The organism is Brevibacillus schisleri (genome assembly GCF_055685845.1).
In genome coordinates this window covers 1,203,036-1,223,329 of record NZ_JBVNDM010000001.1, presented here as the reverse complement: position 1 = coordinate 1,223,329, position 20,294 = coordinate 1,203,036, and the positions used below count along the sequence as shown (strand labels likewise).

Sequence of the window (20,294 nt, the reverse complement as noted above, 5' to 3'; positions counted from 1 at the left end):
TCCTCCTCGAACTACTTGCAAAACATCCTCTTGCATTAGCTTTCAAGCTGTTCCCTTCCCACAGCCGCGTAAGAAGAAGCGCATTTCCAGTCAAGCGCCTCTGGAGCCCATCCCAGCTCAGGAAAAAATGGCGGGGGTTTTCAGCTTCACCTATGAAACACTCCATCGAAACTTCTACGTTTGAAGCGCTCCCGCCATTTTTTCCGAAGCGGCCAGTGAATCCCCCCTTGCGGGGCGTAGGCCGAAGCGCAGACTGGAAATGCGCTTCTTCCCCACCATAGCCACTTCACCAAAAAGGGGACAGCTTCGAAAGCCGCCCCCCCTTTATTTCCCGGAAAATGTTAGGACAGTCGTCCCATCAAGCGCTCCATACGTTCCAGTGCCTTCTTCAACTGCTCCATCGATGTTGCATAAGAACAACGGATATGTCCCTTTCCGCTTTCGCCGAACACGTCTCCAGGTACGACTGCTACCTTTTCCTCCATCAGCAGCTTCTCCGCAAACTCAGAAGAGCTGAGACCTGTAGAGGCTACAGACGGGAATGCGTAGAAGGCTCCGTCCGGCTCATGGCAAGTCAATCCGATATGACGGAATCCATCTACCACATAATTGCGGCGCTGACGGTAGCTCTCGATCATTCGTTCCATATCTGAACGTCCATGGCGCAGTGCTTCCAATGCAGCCATCTGAGCCATTGTCGGTGCACACAGCATGGTGTACTGATGGATTTTCAGCATGCCTGCGAGCAAATCAGGTGACGCGCAGACATATCCCAGACGCCATCCGGTCATCGCAAACGCTTTGGAAAAACCGGAAATCAGGATCGTCCGATCTTTCATCCCTGGCAGCGCCGCGATACTATCGTGCATGCGACCGTAGGTAAGCTCCGCATAAATCTCATCAGAGATCACCATAAGGTCGTGCTTTTCAATGATCGGCAAAAGTGTTTTCCACTCTTCAGCCGTCATCGTCCCCCCAGTCGGGTTGTTTGGATAGCAGAAAATGATTGCTTTTGTACGCTCGGTGATATGCGTCTCCAGCTCTTGCGGTGTCAGCTTGAACTGGTTTTCCATCGTTGTTTTCAGGAAAACTGGCACCCCGCCAGCCAAGCGAATGACTGGTTCATAGGAGACATAGCAAGGCTCTACGACCAATACTTCATCACCTGGATCGAGAATGGCACGCAGTGCGATATCAATCGCTTCGCTGGCGCCAACCGTCACGAGAATTTCTGTCTCTGGATGATAGCTGACCGAAAAACGTTCTTCCAAGTATTTCTGAATTTCCACACGCAATGGTAGCATACCTGCATTGGATGTATAAGCTGTATGTCCACGCTCCAGCGAAGAAATCGACGCTTCTCTCATGCGCCAAGGAGTGACGAAATCAGGCTCCCCTACACCTAAGGAAATGACTCCCTCCATGGACGCTGCCAAATCGAAAAAGCGGCGAATTCCTGATGGCTTCAACGATTCAACTGTACTGGATAAACGGTTTTTGACTTTGACTTGTGTACTCACGGCGTAACCACCATTCTGTGATCTTCGTCACGATCTTCCAGCTCAATGCCATCGTGCTTGTAGCGTTTCAAAATAAAATGTGTAGCTGTTGAGACAACTGAATCGAGAGTGGACAGCTTTTGCGAAACAAAAGTGGCTACCTCTTTCATCGTTTTGCCTTCCAAAATAATCGACAAGTCATAGCTTGCACCAGACATCAAGTAAACAGCCTTCACTTCTGGGAAACGGCAAATTCGCTCAGCCACTTCATCAAAGCCGACATCGCGCTTCGGGGTCACTTTCACATCAATCATCGCGTTCACGTACGGATGATCGTCCACACGCTCCCAGTTAACCAGCGCTGGATATTTGACAATGACCTTCTCGGCTTCCAATGCTGCAATCGTCTGCTCAACGACCTCAGTTGGCTCTCCGATCATTTTTCCGATTTGCTCAGCGCTCATGCGACTGTCTTCTTCCAACAGGTGCAACAGCTCTCTTTGCTTCAAGCGATCCATACCCCACCACTCCAGTTTTCTCTTTATTTTTCACATAAGTACGTGTTCAAGTAGTCGACTTTTTGAACGACGTCAGAAAGCAAAAAGCCCCAGCAACCAGACTCATGATTTCCATGAATCCGGTTGCTGAGGCGAAGGTATCGCGGTACCACTCAGCTTTTTTGCCTCTCTCACAAAAGGCAAACTCGTGCTGTCTACGTAGACATGCGCCCCATAACGTGGGCCATCCGCTGCTTTCTACTTGGCATTTTCAAAAGCAGAGCTCCAAGGTGGCTTTCAAAAAGAGTTCGCGGCTGCCCTCTCAGCTAACAGGCAACTCTCTGGACGTCAAAATCCCTTTTTTACTTTCCTTTTCACGGCTGTGTTGGTTGTTTTATTGAATGTCTCAGATTATAAATGACGGTTTCTCTCATTGTCAACCAGCAACTTCTGTCTGCTGAACCTCTTTCAAACCGTTAGGCAACCAGACGCGAAACACCGTCCCAGTTCCCAAGCTGCTTTGTACGTCAATTTTTCCACGATGATTTTCTACAATGGATTGGGTGATCGACAGCCCCAGTCCAGCCCCTCCGCTTTTGCGTGCCCGTGAGGATTCAATCCGGTAGAAACGGTCGAATACATGCGGGACATGCTCTGGTGCAATTCCGGCCCCATTATCTTTAATCGTCAGTTCAATCCCATTGGCAATCTTGCTCAATGTAAGCTCGATCTCACCATTCACAGGGTCAGTATGCTGCACCGCATTTTGAAACAGATTGAGGATAACTTGCTTCATTCCGTCACAGTCGAAAGCAACCGTAACATTCGGTTCTACGCGGAAATGAACGTTTCGGTCACCGGCCAGCACCAAGAGCTGCGACTCCATACTGTACACGACTGCGTCCAACTGCCCTTCTTGCAAAAGGAAAGCCGGTTCCCGATCCATCCGAGCCAGGTACAGCAAATCGTTGACGAGTTTGTTCAGCCGCTCTGTCTCGCCGTGCATGCTTTTCAATGCTTTCTGTAAATGTTCGGGATTTGCCGCCGCACCGCGCAACAGCACCTCCAAAAAACCATGGATGGATGTCAGCGGTGTTCGCAACTCGTGCGAAGCGTCCGCTACAAACCGCCTCATCCGCTCCCCAGCTTCCTGCTCAGTTTTAAAGGAGGTTTCCAAGCGTTCCAGCATTCCGTTAAAGACCGCCGATAATTGATCAATCTCCATTTGGCCTTGATCCATCGGCAGTCGCTCATCCAAATTACCTGCATTAATCCGCTCAACGGTAATCTCGATACGCGAAAGTGGGTTCAGCGTACGGCGTAGAACAGGCACATAAGTTAACAAACCGATAAGCAAGGCGAGTGCAGATGCAGAAAAGAAAATGATCAACTGTGGAAACAGCACCTCTCGCATGGAGCCGACAGGGGTGCTCAGCTGTACAATTCCTTGCAGCTGATCAGGTGAACGGATGGGTGCCAGTACGACCAAATAATCCGTACCAGTACTCCCCTCCAAAATTTTGTATTTAAAAGTACATACGCCACTAGCCAAGATCTCGCGGTATAGACTCTCCGGAAAGCGCGGGGAATACCCTTCGCTCGGATTCGCAAACAGCTCCGTAACATTTGCGTCGTTGTCAATAAAGGCATACTTGATATCGGGTGTATGCAAGGAAAGCAACGCACTGACATACTGATCGTTCTTTGGGAGCGTTTCCGTGTCCTCCAAGACCTGATACGGAAGAGTAACTGCCAGATTTAACAAGCTTTCCGCTTTGCTTCGATACAAGAATTGCTCCATCAATAAGTATTGAATCATACCGATTAGAAGCAGCAACCCGGATAAGATAAATAACGAACGAGACAGCAGTTGATAACGCAAAGAGTTCGGTTCTAGGAAGGAGGACCATTGATTGTTTCGATTCTTCTTCATACAAAATCAACCCGATAGCCCGCACCGCGCAATGTGCGAATAATCCGATGCTGACGATCATTCAATTTGTCACGCAGGGAACGAATATACACCTCGACAATATTCTCCTCCCCACCGAAATCATAGCCCCACACGTTATCCAGAATCATTGGCTTACTCAGCACCAAGCCGTGATTTGTCACCAAATATTTCAGCAAAGAGTATTCCGTTGGCGATAGCTCCAGAAGCGTGTCCTCGTAGGTAATTTCTTTTCGCCTGTCATCGATCTGAAATGGGCCGAGGTGTACCTTGGAGAGCAGATGTGGGTAATGATTACGAATGCGCGCATGGATACGGGCAAGCAGCTCTTCAAAGCTAAACGGCTTGATCATATAATCATCGGCACCGAGCGTCAGCCCTTTTACCCGATCCTCCACGTCTTCTCTGGCTGTCAGCATAATCGTCGCTACATTCTGTATCTTTTTCAGCATACGGCATACCTCGAAGCCATCCATGCCAGGCATCATCACATCGAGAATGACGACATGCGGCTGATGCTCCTTCACCATGGTCACGGCCGTCATCCCATCTTGTGCCGTCAATACTTGGAAGCCTTCATTCTCGAGACCCATCTCCAAAAATTGCAGGATGGTCGGCTCATCATCGACAAGCAATATTTTAATGCCTTTGTTTAGGCTCATTTCTTTCACCTCACCTCTATTTTACCTGAACAGGATAAGCGTAGCTGAATGTTTGCTGAATATCCCCTGAGTACGAGCTGAAAGCTTTTTGTAAAATAATAAACCAAAAAATGTAAATCCAATAGAAAAACGTTGATCATTCTCTTGCCCTTGCACATTCAACAAACTTTCAGCCAGCTTTCAAGACCCACTCAGCTTCCTCTCTCATAATGATCCCTGCGAAGCCAAATACATACGCCCCAAGTCTGAACACTTCAAAAACATGGAGGTTATTCAATAATGAAAAAGAATTCGGTTATCCTGACTGCCTCAGTTGCCACACTCGTGGTTGGTATCGGGGGTTACATGCTCTATGACTATTTTGTGGGAAACCATGTGGAGATCCGGCCTGCAGCTGCGGTAGCCGTAGCCTCATCTACCGCTTCCTCTACGCCTCTGACAGCAGATCAACTGAATAAAAAATGGACAATCAATGACCAGTCCAAAGTCTATTTCTCCGTAACGACGTCGAAAGAAACCGTAAACTTTGAAATGGACGGCATTACTGGCAGTTGGGATGTGAACCTCTCTGCACCCGACCAAATGAAAGCAACAGCTTCCGCTGACTTGAATAAGCTGAACTCCGGTAATGAAAAACGCGACACCCATATCAAATCTCCTGATTACTTTGATACAGCCGTCCATCCAGCTGCTACTTTTGAAGCGAAATCCTTTGAAAACTGGCCATCCATATGGACAGAAGGACAAAAGGCTTCGTTCACCATCAATGGCGTCCTGACCGTAAGAGGAATTGCCAAAGATGTGAAAATTGATGCTGACGCGATTTATTCCCAAGGCAAGCTGCAATTGGAGGGAACTTCCGTCGTAACGTTTGGTGACTTCGGATTGACTAGCCCTCATACGATCGTGGCCAAAACGGAGGAAAACATTACGATTACACTGCGACTCGCGTTGGATGCTGTTTAATCAGTCCTTTTCGCGCGAACTTCTTACAGGGACGTCTGACCTTCACAGACGTCCTTTTTCACAGTTTTTTACATTGTAATATTGACATTGTTAAAACGATATCATAACATGAAAGTATAAGAACAGATTCGAGCAAACGGAAAGGATGATCTTGTGAGTACATCTCCCCTTCGAGCCAAACGCATCCACTTTCGGACCAAAAAGTACCGCTCGCCGGATGGACTTCCTACAGATATTTGTCTCTTTACGATCCTTTCCATCCCGCGCCAAACGAAAACCAAATCGTTGCCACTCAAGCAATTGGCCGTTCTTCTCATCAAGCGAAAAAGCAGTACTTTTGGAGAGCAATGGGCTTTGCCTGGTGGTTTTTCCCATGAATCGGAGACACTGGACGAATGCGCCTATCGTGAGTTGAAAGAAGAGACGAACATTGACCGCGATGTACACATCGAACAGCTGAAGACATACTACAAGCCAGGAAGAGACCCTCGTGGTTGGATCCCAAGTGTTGCCTATGTCTCCCTCGTTCATGAAGACTTATTGAAGCACGCACAGGCAAACGACGATGCATCAGACGCGCAGCTGTTTCCGATTGAGGAAGCCTTTGCCCTCAACCTCGCTTTTGATCATCGTGAAATTTTGACTGACGCCTTACAGCGCGTTCGTGAGCAGATGCTGCAAACGACTATTGCCAAAGCATTTTTGCCAGATGAGTTTACCTTGAGTGAATTACTGCAAGTGATCGAGACCGTCGTTCCATCTTTTTCGGCAAAAGATCGCGGCAATTTTGAGCGGCGCTTGCTTGCGACAACCAGACGGCAAGGACTTCTCGAGCCAGTTTTCTCGGCTGACGGACAGCCTGTCTACTCGACCGAGTTTTCGAATTCGCCAGCCAAGCTCTATCGCTTTACTGGCTTTACGCCAACTGCCATGATTTACTAAAAAGGTCCACATTCAGGAGGTTTTTTCTATGAAAGCTTTGATTGTGATCGACTACACGAATGATTTTGTTGCGACAGATGGTGCATTAACTTGTGGAGAGCCTGGTCAGGCTATTGAAGGACGCATTGGAGAGCTGATCCGCGACTTCCTCGCAGAAGGCGACTTTGTCGTCATGGCAGTCGACGCTCATCGCGAGCAGGACCCGTACCACCCTGAGACTGGACTCTACCCTCCGCACAACATTATCGGTACGGCTGGCCGGAATTTGTATGGCAGCATTCAGGAGATTTACGAGGAATTCGAAGAAACGATTCACTGGATGGATAAGACGCGCTACAGTGCTTTTCAAGGCACCGACCTTGCGCTATTGTTGCGCACAAGAGGTATCACTGAGATTCATCTAGTAGGTGTCTGCACAGACATTTGCGTGCTGCATACAGCGATTGAAGGCTTCTATAACGGCTTTTCTGTCGTCATCCACGAGGATGCAGTAGCGAGCTTCCTTCCCGAAGGTCACAAATGGGCTCTCGGTCATTTTCAAAACCAGCTTGGCATGACTGTTCGAAAAAAGTAACTGGCTCATGACGATAGGAGGCAATTTTTATGCGAATCGGTATTTATGGCAGCAGCTTTGACCCCATCACGTACAGCCATTTGTTCACGGCTGCGACCGTCGCTCACCGGAGACGACTGGACAAAGTCATTTTCGTACCCTGCTCTTCAAAGCGTCATGATAAAAAATTGCAGACAGAGGACGCCCATCGCTTGCACATGCTCAAACTGGCTTTGGCTGGCAGTACACACAAAACAAACAAAGATGGCGAACCTCTTTTCGAGATTTCAACAGTCGAAATGGATGCCTTGCCAGGTGAAACCTATACGTACGATACGATGATGCACATGAAAAAGAAGTACCCAAACGACGAGCTCTTTTTCATCATGGGATCGGATTTGTTAGAGGGACTATCGAACTGGGGCAACGCTGAAAAGCTGGTGGCAGGCTTCAACTTCATCGTGATGTCGCGCGAAGGCTATCCGACCGCTGACCTGATTGCGGATGACGCGCTGCTGCGCAATCATGACGAGCATTTCCTCATTATGAGCAAGGGCATCAACATGGGAATCAGCTCTACCTATATCCGGGACGAAATCCGCAAGGGCGGCGATCCCAGCTTCCTGTTGCCCGATGCTTGCCTTCAGTACATTTATGAAAATGGAATCTACAAAGAACCCTCCGTATAATCTCCATAAGAAAATCAGCCGAACCTGTGAAGTGTCGGCTGTTTTCTTTGTCGTCTCCATCAACGATTGAGATGATTGGCAATTGCAGGCTGTCGCATTTTTTTCTGATAGTTCACTAAGCATATACTGCACACGATCAATACCAGACCGGCGATGAGGGAATACGTTACCGGCTCGTCCATGAAAATGGTACCAGTGAAGACTGCGATGAGCGGCACGAGAAACGTAAAGGCGGCCACCTTGCTTGCTTCGCCTGCATTCACGAGTCCAAAGTAAATGACAATGGCAATCGGCACACCAACTGTAGCGCCATAACTGAGACCGATCAGATATGGAGCATTCCAGACGATTTCGGACCAGCTTTCTACGCCTGTCCCCAAAAGAGTTAAGGCCGCGCCACCGATGATGCATTGCATGGCAACCATCCACAGCGAATCTACCTTGGCACTGACTTTTTTCACATAGATCACGCCCATCGCCCATGTCAGAGCCGTCAACAAGCCTAAAATGACGCCCACGATGGAAACCTGTCCAGTCAGTCCATCTGCACTGACCGCAAGTATCCCGAGGAATCCCATGATCAGCCCAATGATTTTGAGCACTGTCATGCTTTCACCCAGCCACAACCAGGCAAAGAGTCCAATCAAGATTGGCTGGAAGTACACCAACACAGAGAATAATCCACCTGGCAAATACACGAGTCCAACCGTCTGAATGCCGTAAAAGCACAATGTATTCAGAAAGGCAGATATACAATAGCGCAACCAGTTTTCACGCCAGTTGATCTTTTTCCATTTTGGTAAAATGAATAAAGCAAGCAGAAGTCCGCCAATCAGCGAACGCATTCCTGCGAATAAAATCGGTGGCGTATAGGCGAGTGACATTTTGTAGATCGACCAGCTTAATCCCCACATCAACACCAAACTTGCAATAGCGACAACAGTCTTACCCGAAAACTTTCCCACGAGGGGCCTCCCTTTCTAGCTGCACACTTGCACTTATGTTTTTGTCCGCCTCCTATAGTACCACACAAAAGAAACAGCCGGATGTTCCCACCCGGCTTTACTTCCTGCCATATTATTGCAGCTCTTGACGCAATAACTGATCGAAATCATCTGTCGGAAGCGGTTTGCTGAACAAATAGCCTTGACCGTGGTCACAGCCATTTTCCTTCAAAGCCGCTACTTGATCATGAAGCTCAATTCCCTCAGCGATGACATTCATATTGAGACTTTGTGCGATGGTAACAATCGCTTTTACAATCGCCTGACTCTCTTGGTTGTGGTGAATGTCGCGAATAAACGAGGCGTCAATTTTGATCGTATCGACTGGCAAGCTTTTAATATAACTAAACGAGCTATAGCCTGTCCCAAAGTCATCAATCGAAATTTGGATTCCGATGTCCCGAATCTGTTGCAGAACTTCCGTCGCCTCTTCCATTTTGACAAAAATGCCCTCCGTAATCTCGAGCTCCAGCCAATGAGGAGACAGCTTTGTTTCCTGAAGAATATCCTTGATCATCTCGACCAGATCTTTTTGATAGATCTGTCTCGCTGACAAATTCACAGAGACCTTCAGCGTATATCCTTGATCGTGCCAGTTTTTATTTTGTTTGCACGCCTGTTTCAAAATCCATTCCCCAAGCGCCAGGATCATCCCCGTCTCTTCAGCAATTGGAATAAAGCGATTCGGCGGAATGATGCCCAGCTCTGGATGCACCCATCTGACGAGCGCCTCCATGCCTGTCATCGCACTTGTCGCGATATCGATTTTGGGCTGGTAGTAAATTTGGAACTGCTCTTGTTCAATGGCTTTCCGCATCTCATTTTCCATCAAGATACGCTCCAGCGACTTCGTCTCCATCGTCGGATCGAAAAAGTCATAGCCATTCTTCCCGCGTGATTTCACTGTATACAATGCCATGTCGGCTCTTTTCAACAAATCTTCGGGATTGTCCCCATCCTGCGGGTATAAGGCGATGCCGATGCTGCACGAAATGTTGGATATATGACCTTCCAATTCAAACGGCCGCTGCAACTGATACATGATCTGCTCTGCCAACGCAGTCGCTTCGCTGCGATCTTGCAGCTGGTTCTGCATAATCGTAAATTCGTCTCCACCCAACCTGGCCACGACATCTCCTGGCTTGAGACATGCCTGTAGACGCTTTGCTGCTTCAATCAGCAACATATCGCCTACATCATGACCGAACGAATCGTTCACATCCTTGAAGCGATCCAAATCCAAAAACAGCACAGCCAGATTCGATTGGAAACGCTTGGCCTGCATCATTTCCTTGGTGAGCTGTTGGACATACATCCGTCGATTCGGCAGATCTGTCAACGCATCGTGATAAGCCAAATGGTGAATCGTCTCTTCGTACTGTTTCCGGTCTGTGACGTCACGGGTAACGAGGAGCAGCTTGGTCACATTTCCTTCTTCATCCATAATCGGATTGATTTTGCTTTCCGTCCAGATAACATCGTTTCTTTGGGTATTAATCCGGCATTCTACCATGTACTCTTTACGCGTAGAGAAGGCATGCTGAATCGCATAAGCAAAAATATCCCGGTCATCCTCCACAATCCACTCGAACAGATTATGGATTTCCTCATCAGGAACGGTATGTTCCCATACACGCTTGTAAGACGGGGACAAATAGAAAAAATCCCCATCCAGGTTGATGATGCTGATGATATCCGACGTGTTTTCCGCGATGATGCGATACTTTTCTTCACTCCGCTTGAGCTCGTCTTCCATCTGCTTGCGAGCTGTGATATCACTGCGAATGGACACGTATTGATAGATTTCGCCCGCTTGATTCTTAAAGGGCACGATGGTGGTATCAACCCAATAATAGCTGCCATCTTTTGCGCGATTGCGAATTTCTCCCCGCCAGACCTGGCCAGAACGAATACAGGACCACAATTCTTTAAAAAAGCTTTTCGGATGGTAACCCGAATTAAGAATACGATGGTCTTTTCCAATCAATTCGCTTCGTTCGTATTTCGATATGCGGCAAAATTGCTCATTTGCCCGCAAAATAATCCCCTTATGGTCCGTAATTGCCAAGATCGTGGATTGGTCCAAAGCGTATTTGACATCTGCCAGCTCATTCACAACCATGTTCAGCTCACCATCTTTTTCACGTAGTAGCCCCGCCCAATCTTGGGGTGTCAGTGAAGATATCGTTTGGTTTTTCATTTCAATCTCCTGTTTATACTTTCGGATATAGTCAAAAAAAATAATCCTTACAGAAGGATCGTAACGTTCTGAATACAAGTTCGTTCCATTTTACCATGTTTTTCCGAAAGTTCAACGAGAACAACTGTGGTAGAAATAACTTTTTTGCGAAAAAAAGAACCAGTGCATGTATACTGGCTCATTTCTTTCAACAATGGGTATGATCGGGCTGCTTCCCCTTACAATCGTGCAAGAATGCTGCGATTAAGGTCAGCGATAGAATTGCTGCCAGACAGCGCCATCGCAACGTCAAATTCATGGATAAGTGTATCTAACACACTCGCTACGCCTTGCTCGCCGGCAACAGCCAGTCCATACAAGAATGGGCGACCAATCAGGATGGCATTCGCTCCTAAAGCAATCGCTTTAACGACATCTGCTCCTGTACGCACACCACTGTCGAGCAAGACAGGGATTTTGCCAGCTATCACCTCGGCAATCGCTGGCAACGCATCCAGCGTAGAAATAGCGCCATCCATCTGCCGCCCACCGTGATTAGAGACGATGATTCCATCTACACCATGTTCTAAAGCAAGGCGCGCATCATCCGGATGCAAAATACCTTTTACCAAAATCGGCAGACGAGTATGCTCACGCAAAAAGGCGATATCGTTCCAATTCAGCGCTGGATGATAAATGTTTTTCAACACTTCCTCCACTGCATTCTCCGGCGTTACCTCAGGAAGTCTCGAGCAAAATACAGGGTCTGTCAAGTAATTCGCCAGTCCTCTTCCTTCGCGCAGTGGCGAATACCCGTTGCGGAAGTCTCTCCGCTTCCACCCTAGCATGACGGTATCTACCGTGAGGACAATAGCAGAATAGCCCGACTTTTCCGCTCGCCTGACCATGCTCGCAGAAACCTCTCGATCGTTCGACCAATAGAGCTGAAACCAGCGATAGGCATCGCCCATCACTTCAGCAATCTGCTCGAGTGAGTGAGCGGAAACTGTACTGGCTACGAACGGCACTCCAGCTGCTGCTGCCGCCCTGGCAGACGCCAGCTCTCCATCGGGATGTGAAATCGTCTGCATGCCTACAGGTGCCAAAAAGATCGGTGTGCGCAACGCTTGATTGTACATCGAAATACCAAGCGTACGATTCGTCACATCCCGCATCATCCGTGGAATGATTGCCCAACGGGAAAAAGCTGTCCGGTTTTCTACCAGCGTTTCCTCTGCCCCAGATCCCCCGGCAACATAATCAAATGGCCCATCTGGCAAAACCTCTCGTGCCTGTTTCTCCCAATCCTCAATAGAAATCGGCAGTGCCTGCGTGTCCTTGTTCACACGGGTAAATAAGAGTGATTCCTCATTTGTTTTCGTCATCTGGTTTGCTCCCTTTCTACGACGTCTTTCATCTTTTTTATCTCAATTCACATAAATTCGCAATAGTCTTAATCTAAACGCTATTACCGAGCTTGTCCACTTTCACACGGGGCCTTTTTCAAGGCTACTTTTTCTTTTTGCCTTTTCGGGCTGCGCGACGGATCCGCTTCTTTTCCTTCACTGTCTTCATTCCAGCGGCTCCTGAACCCACCCATGTATTGGTTTGGCTATTTTCATTGATGACCTTTACTACGTTGCCGCTATTGTTTCCACCCGAACCGGAAAACGATTTGGTTACGCTTTTCGGTGAGTTGTTTGCCGTATCGCCAAAGTTGATATTTCCAACATTATTGGTAATGGTCACCTTGCCCACAAAAGTCGGCAAAACTCCTCCCTCCCCGTTGCGTACTCACTCATTCCCATCCTATTCGAACGGTTTTACGCCCGCTTGGACGATAGTGTAGGGCATTTGTCCGATGGAGTCTTACCAAAAAAAATCTCCCCAAGTAGACAAAATCTACGCGAGGAGAAAGAACATCTTATTGCGCTGTATAACCGCCATCGACCAGCAGGCTTGTCCCTGTGACGAAGGAGGCATCGTCGCTGGCAAGGAACAGAACGGCCTTAGCGACTTCTTCTGGTTTACCCAAGCGTCCCATCGGATGTAACCCGATCAAGTGCTCATTCAAAGCCTCATTGCGCCCAGCAATCAGTGGTGTATCAATGTAGCCCGGGCAGACCGCATTTACGCGAATCCCTTGCTTGGCATACGTAAGTCCCAGCGTCTGGGTCAGGAGCTTCACGCCACCTTTGGCGGAAGAGTAAGCAGTCACACCTGCTTTTCCTGCATGGCTATGGATCGAGCCGCAGTTGACAATCGCGCCGCCAGTCCCTTGCCGGCTTCTTTCGTTACGTCCGTTTTCACGAACAACGCATCGAAGCCCGCTTGATTCAGCTCTTCCGCCAATTCATTTCCACGTGGGGAGAAGTCAGCAATCACGACTTTCGCCCCTTCTTTTGCGAAGAGACGGACGGTCGTTTCACCGATTCCACTTGCTCCACCTGTTACGATCGCTACTTTCCCTTCGAGTCTCGCCATGGTAAACGCCTCCATCTATTATGTCTCTTGTAACTGATCTCTTGCCTTGCTTTCATTATAGGACTCTTTTATATTTAAAAATATGTAAACATATTTACCCTTCCTTAAGTACAACTAAAGGATGTGATTTTACCGAATGCATCTGGAACAACTGGAATATATCGTAGAAATAGCGAAGGCAGGCTCCTTGACCAAAGCCGCTCAGAACAAACATATCACCCTCTCCGCCATCAGCCAGTCGCTCTCCAGTTTGGAAGCAGAGCTGGGCGTTACTCTTTTTTCACGTTCGCGTCTCGGAGCGGTACCGACCTCTGAAGGGCGCATCATCATCAAAAAAGCGTTTGAAGCATTGGGAAAGATCCAGGAGATTTGGGAGGAAGCACAAAACTATACAAACACGTTGAGCGGAGAACTGAGACTGGCGACCATTCCCGGTCCCATGAATCTTCTGGTCGATGCCGTCGCGAGCTTTAAAAAAGATTATCCTTACATTCGTACCGAAATTGCCGAAAAAGGCACACAGGAAATACTAGAGGACATTCTCCAGGACAAGCTGGACATTGGTCTGGTCATTATCCACGAGAACCTTCTCAAAAAGAGCGAAGGCCTCGGCTTGGTGTTCGAACAGTTGCTAGAGGGAAAAATGGTCGTTGGCGTAGGCAAAAACTCGCCACTTGCCTACCAGGATTCCGTCACACCGCAAGAGCTTCGCAAGCAATCCTTCGTCCTGTACAACGACGACTACGTCAAATGGTTCGTAGAGGATTTTGCCGCGACTTATGGTCCCGTCGACATTTTGTTTACGTCGAACAACACAGAAGCACTCCGCAATGCAATCCGGCAAAATCTCGCGGTAACCATCGGACTGGACTACTCTTTTGTTCATGAACCTCATTTGCAAGACTCCGATTCAATTACGCTTGATTTGGATATTCCTTATCAACAACCCGTCTATTATGGGTGGGTACGCTCGGAGGAACGGCATTATTCTCGTATTTCCATGAACTTCATCAATCGACTCCAATACGATTTGAAAAGCAAGAAATACACACCCACTCCTTAGCAGAAAAAAGCTGCCGCTTCATTTTCGCGGACAGCCTTTTTCCAATCGTTCTTACTGCGCTGGAGCAAAGAAGGTTTGTTTATCGTTCCCGTCCATAATCAGAGCTGATCTGGCCTTCACCACTTGCCCCTCGTACGTGAAATCTTGCTTAGAGAAGTTGGCAATCACTTGCAGATCCTCGCCATAAACCGACTTCTGCACGAGCCTATCCTCGGTTAAGACGCGATAATCGGTCATTTCTTGCTGCACCGCTTTTTTATGGAAAGGAGACCATACCTTCAAATAATTCGTGATTAATGATTGGTTTTCATCCCACATCTTCTTATCCAAATGATAGAGTGGCGGTACATTGTAAAGCAGCTCCTTGAGCATACGGGTGCCGACTTCATCCTTGATCTTCAGACTACCCCACTCCCAGTGATGGCTCGTAATCACTGCATTGTTGTACACGAGCTTGTACAGTGGCAAAGAATAGGCAGGATCAATGTATACATGACGATACTCTTCCTTGATCGGAACCTATTTGGCGTATCGTTCTGGAACCTCTCCCGCCGGGGACCAGTAGCCTCCTACATAATACGGGCTTCGCTTGTTTTTTCGCATGTCCGGATCGGCCCATTTGATGACAGGCGTCTCAATGCCATGCGCAAAGGCGATACTCCGGCTAGCGAAATCATTTCCAGTTTCAGACCCGATAACCAACTTCTTTTCATCGCGAATGTAGTCCATACGCGCAAGCTTTGCCTTCATATCCTCGGCCTCAGTCGTCGTGTGCTGTGGCGAATAGTCATCGTTGAAATCTCCTGCTGCATCCACATCAATAAACCACGAATTAAAAGCAACATCGTTACTCATGATTTCATCCATGCGCTGTTTGACACTCGGCAGTGATAGAGTCGGATTTAGCAATCTCCCCTGTTGGAGAAAACCAGCTTTCTTCTCTCCACTTTTCTTTGAAATCGTTGCGTTCTCGTACAAGCTCTTATCCTTGAAAATAGCCGTGTTCCAATCGGGATTTTCCTCCTGATGAATCGAATGGTAGGAATCGTAGCTGGCGATCAAATAGCCTGTCTCATTCGCCTTTTGAATGAAAGCTGGCTTCATGTAGGCTGCTGTCCAATCCGGAAAACCGATCCATGCTCGATCAATTCCTGCCTCTTTCATTTCTTTCAAGAGATCAGTAGAGTCGGCATTCCCCCACTGTTCCACAGGTGGAACGACATCTTGGAGCACACTTTTCAGCACCTTTTTGTTCATGTCGTACAGCTGTGATTCTGTCAACGTGTCGATGCCTTTTCCAAATGATCTTTTTACCTCTTCATCGACATGTGGAAATCGCTGCGGAGTGTAAAAATCACGGGAACGCAAAGCATAATTCAACCCGCTGAGGAGCGCTTTCTTTTGATAATCCGCGACGTAATCCTGCTTTTGAATCTCACGGAATTGCTGGATGCTCTCTTTTCCGTCCACTTCATTGGAAGCCAAGATTTTCTCAAGTGCCCCGATGAAGCTCGGGTTCAGTTTCGTTTTCAGTGCATTCCATTTCACATCGTTGACCGATAAGAAGCTTTTGTTCCACAAGTAAAAATGCGGAGCGCCGTAAAGCTTTTCAATATTCGGATTGGCTCTTGCTTTTTCAGCCAGGGTCAGCAGTTCTCCCTGCTCCTTGACATATTGCTTGTAAAGACCTGCTACACTAACCGGATCGTTGTCTGTGACATACAAGCGGAACCCGTAGGTCTTGTCCGGATTAATCGTGGGGAAATCATGCGAAAACGTAAACCCAATCGTCGGATCAACCACAAAATCGACAGTGTTGTTAAACAAATTGTCCACGACGTACATCAGCGTATACTTGCTCTTGTTCACAGCAAAAAAGCGCATGGAAAAAGACTCAGCAAAGCTAAGACTCTCTTCTTTTAAAAAGGACTGCCACTTGCTGTCAGCCGCAGGAATCCATTTCCCCTCGCCCAAAGGCAATAGGTAGCTTGCTCCTTTTACTGTCGGCCAGGAAAAGCTCTCTGCTCCTGTGGAGGTCAGGGTGATTTGCAAATGATCCTCTTTCTTTGTGATCGAGACATCCAGCTGATCGTCTGGGTAGCTCCAAGCAATCTCTTGTTCACCTTTTCGTACATTCATTACCTTGCGCGCAGGCATCGGCTCCGAAGCACTTTCCTTCACTCCGTCTCTCTCGACGAATACTTCGAAGGTATCTGGCTTCACATCAAAAGTAAAATCTTCATGCTGCTTTGGCTGCACCTGCTCGGTAGCAAGGTTGTTCTCACAACCAACGACTACTTGGAGCATCAGTACAAATACCAGTAGTAAAATCCCTGTTTGTTTCATGAAATCCCCCTAAATCGAATCACTATGTATATCGTATCACGATGTTTTTGTGTAAAAAAAGCCAAAGCCTTTGCCAAGGCCGCCTCACATCTGTGCGACCTCGCTAAATCAGAAGGCTTTTTCGACTCTGATTCTGTTGTTACGACGTTGCAGACAAATCATCATCGTATGGGATGCTTTTCCGTCGCCTGTAGATGAGAGCCGTCCCTAATCGGAACATTCCGTAGCCAATGAGTCCCCCGAGTACGTTTAGCAGCAGATCATCGACATCAAAACTGCCTAACGATAACAATAGTTGCAGAGTTTCAATGATGAGACTGACAAAGAGCGTGAGAAAAAATACGCGATGAATGTTTTGGAATCTAAGGAAAAGCAGTGGTACCAGCAACCCAAGCGGCACGAACAAGATGACATTTCCAGCCAGATTGAACACCAATATATCAACGTTGTATTTGTCATAACGGTATACGTAATCCACCAATGTATGAAATAGGTTCGTGTTTAGAAACGGCTGACTGTACTGCGGAGCGCCATATGCAAGCATCCTTTCCTTCCATTCAACCATAAAAGCTCTGCTTTCCCATCGCTCAGGCGACAACAACAAGTAATAGCTGAGGACGGCTACATACATACAGAATAAGCTCATGACCCATTTGCGGAAATATTTATCAATGAGCGGCATGGATTCAGACAGTTGCCGACTGATTGCTCCCGTAGGCCCGAATCGTTGAAGGGTCAAAGATACTGCTTCCTTTTCTTCATAGCCTTCTTCAACGAGCTCACTTTTCATGCTATTCAAATGATCCATCAGCTCATCTTTGACATCCCGCTTTTCCCATTTCGAGCACGGCAAGCGACTGACAACCTGCTCTGCATATTCTTCGAGCTTCATTCGTTTACTCACTTCCTTTATTGCACAGCATAATGAGTCGGCTTAAGCTCTGCCAATCCTTCATCTTGTCTTGAAGAAGGCCCTGGCCGGTCTTGGTAATCCGATAATATTTGCGGCGTCCGCCTTCGTTGGCTTCCCCCCAGTAAGACTCCACTGCCTTTTGCGTCTCCAGTCGCTTTAGGGCAGGGTATAGTGTGCCTTCACCGATTTCATACAGCTCATCGCTTTTATCGCGAATCTTCTTGGCCAACTCATAGCCGTACTGATCTTTCTGTGCGATCAGCGAAAGAAGCAATAGATCAATGCTTCCTTTCAACAACTCCTTGTTCATAAAAGCATCTCCTTCCCGTGACATGCCTAGAGATTATCACACTATACCTCGTGATACAAGGTAATTTAAAAAAGAAATTCGCGGAATGTCATTTTGGTTCTATGTAATTATTGACAATAACAAAATAGGTAATATAGACTACATTCGACAACGTCTTTCATGAGTCTACATACTTTCGGATGATCATTCCTTTCTATACTTAACCAGATGATAGGCCCATAGAACGAAGCGAAAAGAAGATTTTCACTTTTTTGGAGCAGGTTACTTTTCATTCGTGACTTCATTCTCTCTAACTGGAGGCACTTACATGCTTGCCCACTTTCCAATGATTGTTCTGAATACGGTTCTCTTAGCCTATTTTGCAATCGGTGTGCTATTTTTGTATTCCGAATCGAAATTTTTGCGTAAAATGAAGACTCGTAGAAATAGATAAGCCGATTTTTAGATAAAGGAGTTTGCACGTACATTGAGATCTTTTTTTCGCCAATTTCTGCCACGTCAGAATCAACCTCAAGAAATTACCTACAAGGAACTGGATTCGAAATTGATCAAAGCTGCACGCTACGATCTGGCCACAAGCCACCTCTACATCCGTTTTCACGATGGACGCGAGCTCGTTTACTGTCGGGTCACTCCTTACGCTTACAATGCATTTTTAAATGCTGACTCGTTCAGCGATCATTTTCATTCGTTCATCAGCCAACGGTACTTGAACTATCTGGTGATGTAGCCTGTCTATACAAAATGCCCTCAGTCTGTCTTCTCGACACTGAGGGCATTTGTTGTTGATCTTCTCTATTTTAACGCGCGATGTAAAAAAGATTTGGTCCGCTCAAATTTAGCGTTTGTAAACAATTGCTCCGGTGTCCCCGACTCTACGAATTCCCCTTTGTCCATAAACATGATTTGGTTCGCAACCTCGCGTGCGAATCCCATCTCATGCGTCACTACCATCATCGTCATATGCTCCTGGGCAAGCTGCTTGATGACTTGCAGGACCTCACCCGTCAGTTCAGGATCGAGTGCAGACGTTGGCTCGTCAAACAACAAAATTTGCGGGTTCATCATCAGTGCTCTGGCGATCGCTACACGCTGCTTCTGTCCGCCTGAGAGCTTCGCTGGATACGCGTCTGCCTTATCAGACAGACCGACCTTTTCCAAGAGCTCTGCACTCTTTTTCTGGATGTCTGAAGATGCCTCACCTTTGACTACACGTGGTGCGATCTCCAGATTTTCCTTCACCGTTAGATGAGGGAACAGATTAAAATGCTGGAAGACCATGCCCATTCTCGATGTGATCTGCTTGATTTCCTGGTTACCGGCATAGACGCCGTCCTTCACCAAATAATCATCCTGCACACGAATGCTACCACCATTCACCTGCTCGAGGTTGACCAAGCTACGCAGCATCGTGCTTTTACCGGAGCCAGAAGGCCCGATTACTGCCACGACTTCGTTCTTTTTCACCGAAAACGAGACATCTCGCAAAACTTCCTGATTGCCAAACGATTTCTTTAGATTCGATACTTGAATGATATCCATATTGAGCCAGCCCTTTATTCGAATTTGAACCTTTTTTCCAGCCACTTAAAGAATAACGTCAACAATAGCGTCATCAACAAATAAATGATTCCGGCAATAAAAAACGGAACGATGGTAAAGTCACGATTCACAGCCGTTTGTGCAAAGTGAAGCAATTCTGGGACGGCAACTGCATAGAGCAGCGCTGTGTCTTTTACAAGGGTGATTGATTCATTTGCGACGGCAGGTAAAGCCACGCGAAACATTTGCGGCAAAATAATCTTGTTGGTTGTCTGCCATTTGCTAAAGCCGAGTACCTGCGCCGCTTCGTACTGTCCTTTGTCGATCGACAGTAGTCCTCCACGAAAAATCTCCGCGAAATACGCTGCGTAATTCAGCACGAAACCGACACATGCAGCGACGAACCGATCCATCACCAAATAATCTCCCACTACGGGCAAGAGAGGCAGCCCGAAGCAAATAAACAACAGCTGCAATAAGAGAGGCGTCCCACGCATCACATACACATACGTATGCGCGAGCCAGGCCAGCGCCTTATTACTGCTCTTTGCCAGTAAGGTGATCAGAAAACCTAATGGAATCGAAAGCAGAATGGCGATGAGAAACAACAGCACCGTCATCTGCGCCCCTTCTAGCATGGGCTTCGTAATGGAGAGAATGTAGTCTACGCTCATCTTGGTATGCTCCTAATCCT

18 protein-coding genes, 2 pseudogenes and 1 other annotated feature are annotated in these 20,294 nt (G+C 47.4%); of the genes and pseudogenes, 6 read left to right on the top strand and 14 right to left on the bottom strand.

Going from position 1 to position 20,294, the window contains the following annotated elements:
• Positions 1-341: 341 nt before the first annotated feature.
• From ACUUHJ_RS06265 to ACUUHJ_RS06250, 4 genes are all read right to left on the bottom strand, one after another.
• Positions 342-1,520, bottom strand: a complete 1,179-nt coding sequence (locus tag ACUUHJ_RS06265; protein ID WP_289676477.1) for an aminotransferase — start codon at positions 1,518-1,520, stop codon at positions 342-344.
• Entirely contained in the window at positions 1,517-2,017 is a 501-nt protein-coding gene (locus ACUUHJ_RS06260; protein ID WP_007722565.1) for an Lrp/AsnC family transcriptional regulator, read from the bottom strand. The genes ACUUHJ_RS06265 and ACUUHJ_RS06260 overlap by 4 nt, the downstream gene beginning before the upstream one ends.
• 124 nt (positions 2,018-2,141) lie before the next feature.
• Positions 2,142-2,383: a binding site (T-box leader), on the bottom strand.
• Positions 2,384-2,432: 49 nt separating this feature from the next.
• Positions 2,433-3,929 (bottom strand): sensor histidine kinase, encoded by a 1,497-nt coding sequence (locus ACUUHJ_RS06255; RefSeq protein ID WP_472298466.1) that lies wholly within the window; start codon positions 3,927-3,929, stop codon positions 2,433-2,435.
• Positions 3,926-4,609 carry a response regulator transcription factor gene (locus ACUUHJ_RS06250; RefSeq protein WP_173606452.1) on the bottom strand — a complete coding sequence of 228 codons (684 nt, stop codon included), beginning with the start codon at positions 4,607-4,609 and terminating at the stop codon, positions 3,926-3,928. Before ACUUHJ_RS06250 ends, ACUUHJ_RS06255 begins: the two co-directional genes overlap by 4 nt.
• 279 nt (positions 4,610-4,888) lie before the next feature.
• Between ACUUHJ_RS06250 and ACUUHJ_RS06245 the strand changes: the two genes are divergently transcribed.
• The 4 genes from ACUUHJ_RS06245 to nadD all read left to right on the top strand — a co-directional run bounded on the left by ACUUHJ_RS06245 (position 4,889) and on the right by nadD (position 7,759).
• Positions 4,889-5,575, top strand: a complete 687-nt coding sequence (locus ACUUHJ_RS06245) for a YceI family protein (RefSeq protein ID WP_289676473.1) — start codon at positions 4,889-4,891, stop codon at positions 5,573-5,575.
• A 153-nt stretch (positions 5,576-5,728) separates the two neighbouring features.
• Positions 5,729-6,517, top strand: a complete 789-nt coding sequence (locus ACUUHJ_RS06240) for an NUDIX hydrolase (RefSeq protein ID WP_289676471.1) — start codon at positions 5,729-5,731, stop codon at positions 6,515-6,517.
• 28 nt (positions 6,518-6,545) lie between these two features.
• Positions 6,546-7,091, top strand: a complete 546-nt coding sequence (locus ACUUHJ_RS06235; RefSeq protein WP_289676469.1) for a cysteine hydrolase family protein — start codon at positions 6,546-6,548, stop codon at positions 7,089-7,091.
• Between the two features lie 29 nt (positions 7,092-7,120).
• Positions 7,121-7,759, top strand: a complete 639-nt coding sequence (gene nadD / locus ACUUHJ_RS06230; RefSeq protein ID WP_472298465.1) for a nicotinate-nucleotide adenylyltransferase — start codon at positions 7,121-7,123, stop codon at positions 7,757-7,759.
• 59 nt (positions 7,760-7,818) lie between these two features.
• Here the strand turns inward: nadD and ACUUHJ_RS06225 are convergent, their stop codons facing one another.
• The 5 genes and pseudogenes from ACUUHJ_RS06225 to ACUUHJ_RS06205 form a co-directional block, all read right to left on the bottom strand.
• Entirely contained in the window at positions 7,819-8,724 is a 906-nt protein-coding gene (locus ACUUHJ_RS06225; RefSeq protein ID WP_289676467.1) for a DMT family transporter, read from the bottom strand.
• 112 nt (positions 8,725-8,836) lie between these two features.
• Positions 8,837-10,963: a bifunctional diguanylate cyclase/phosphodiesterase gene (locus ACUUHJ_RS06220; protein WP_289676466.1), complete on the bottom strand. Its 2,127-nt coding sequence runs from the start codon at positions 10,961-10,963 to the stop codon at positions 8,837-8,839.
• Positions 10,964-11,181: 218 nt separating this feature from the next.
• Positions 11,182-12,327, bottom strand: coding sequence for an alpha-hydroxy-acid oxidizing protein (locus ACUUHJ_RS06215; RefSeq protein WP_289676465.1), 1,146 nt, complete (start codon positions 12,325-12,327; stop codon positions 11,182-11,184).
• A gap of 124 nt (positions 12,328-12,451) precedes the next feature.
• Complete coding sequence (locus tag ACUUHJ_RS06210) at positions 12,452-12,712, bottom strand: spore germination protein (protein ID WP_289676463.1); 261 nt, start codon at positions 12,710-12,712, stop codon at positions 12,452-12,454.
• A gap of 154 nt (positions 12,713-12,866) precedes the next feature.
• A pseudogene (locus tag ACUUHJ_RS06205) lies at positions 12,867-13,426 on the bottom strand (SDR family NAD(P)-dependent oxidoreductase).
• Positions 13,427-13,562: 136 nt separating this feature from the next.
• On the opposite strand from ACUUHJ_RS06205, the gene ACUUHJ_RS06200 reads away from it, so the two are divergent.
• Positions 13,563-14,489 (top strand): LysR family transcriptional regulator, encoded by a 927-nt coding sequence (locus tag ACUUHJ_RS06200; protein WP_289676462.1) that lies wholly within the window; start codon positions 13,563-13,565, stop codon positions 14,487-14,489.
• A 51-nt stretch (positions 14,490-14,540) separates the two neighbouring features.
• Here the strand turns inward: ACUUHJ_RS06200 and ACUUHJ_RS06195 are convergent.
• The 3 genes and pseudogenes from ACUUHJ_RS06195 to ACUUHJ_RS06185 all read right to left on the bottom strand — a co-directional run bounded on the left by ACUUHJ_RS06195 (position 14,541) and on the right by ACUUHJ_RS06185 (position 18,058).
• Positions 14,541-16,835: pseudogene (locus ACUUHJ_RS06195) on the bottom strand (glycoside hydrolase).
• A gap of 139 nt (positions 16,836-16,974) precedes the next feature.
• Positions 16,975-17,727, bottom strand: coding sequence for a VanZ family protein (locus tag ACUUHJ_RS06190; RefSeq protein WP_289676459.1), 753 nt, complete (start codon positions 17,725-17,727; stop codon positions 16,975-16,977).
• A gap of 4 nt (positions 17,728-17,731) precedes the next feature.
• A complete protein-coding gene (locus tag ACUUHJ_RS06185; protein ID WP_088906130.1) occupies positions 17,732-18,058 on the bottom strand; it encodes a PadR family transcriptional regulator in 327 nt (108 codons plus the stop codon).
• A gap of 466 nt (positions 18,059-18,524) precedes the next feature.
• On the opposite strand from ACUUHJ_RS06185, the gene ACUUHJ_RS06180 reads away from it, so the two are divergent.
• Positions 18,525-18,788 (top strand): KTSC domain-containing protein, encoded by a 264-nt coding sequence (locus ACUUHJ_RS06180; RefSeq protein ID WP_472298464.1) that lies wholly within the window; start codon positions 18,525-18,527, stop codon positions 18,786-18,788.
• Positions 18,789-18,853: 65 nt separating this feature from the next.
• Here ACUUHJ_RS06180 and ACUUHJ_RS06175 read toward each other — a convergent pair whose 3' ends face one another.
• Both ACUUHJ_RS06175 and ACUUHJ_RS06170 read right to left on the bottom strand, forming a co-directional pair.
• Entirely contained in the window at positions 18,854-19,600 is a 747-nt protein-coding gene (locus tag ACUUHJ_RS06175; RefSeq protein ID WP_472298463.1) for an amino acid ABC transporter ATP-binding protein, read from the bottom strand.
• Positions 19,601-19,614: 14 nt separating this feature from the next.
• Entirely contained in the window at positions 19,615-20,274 is a 660-nt protein-coding gene (locus ACUUHJ_RS06170) for an amino acid ABC transporter permease (RefSeq protein WP_064201660.1), read from the bottom strand.
• Positions 20,275-20,294 lie beyond the last annotated feature (20 nt).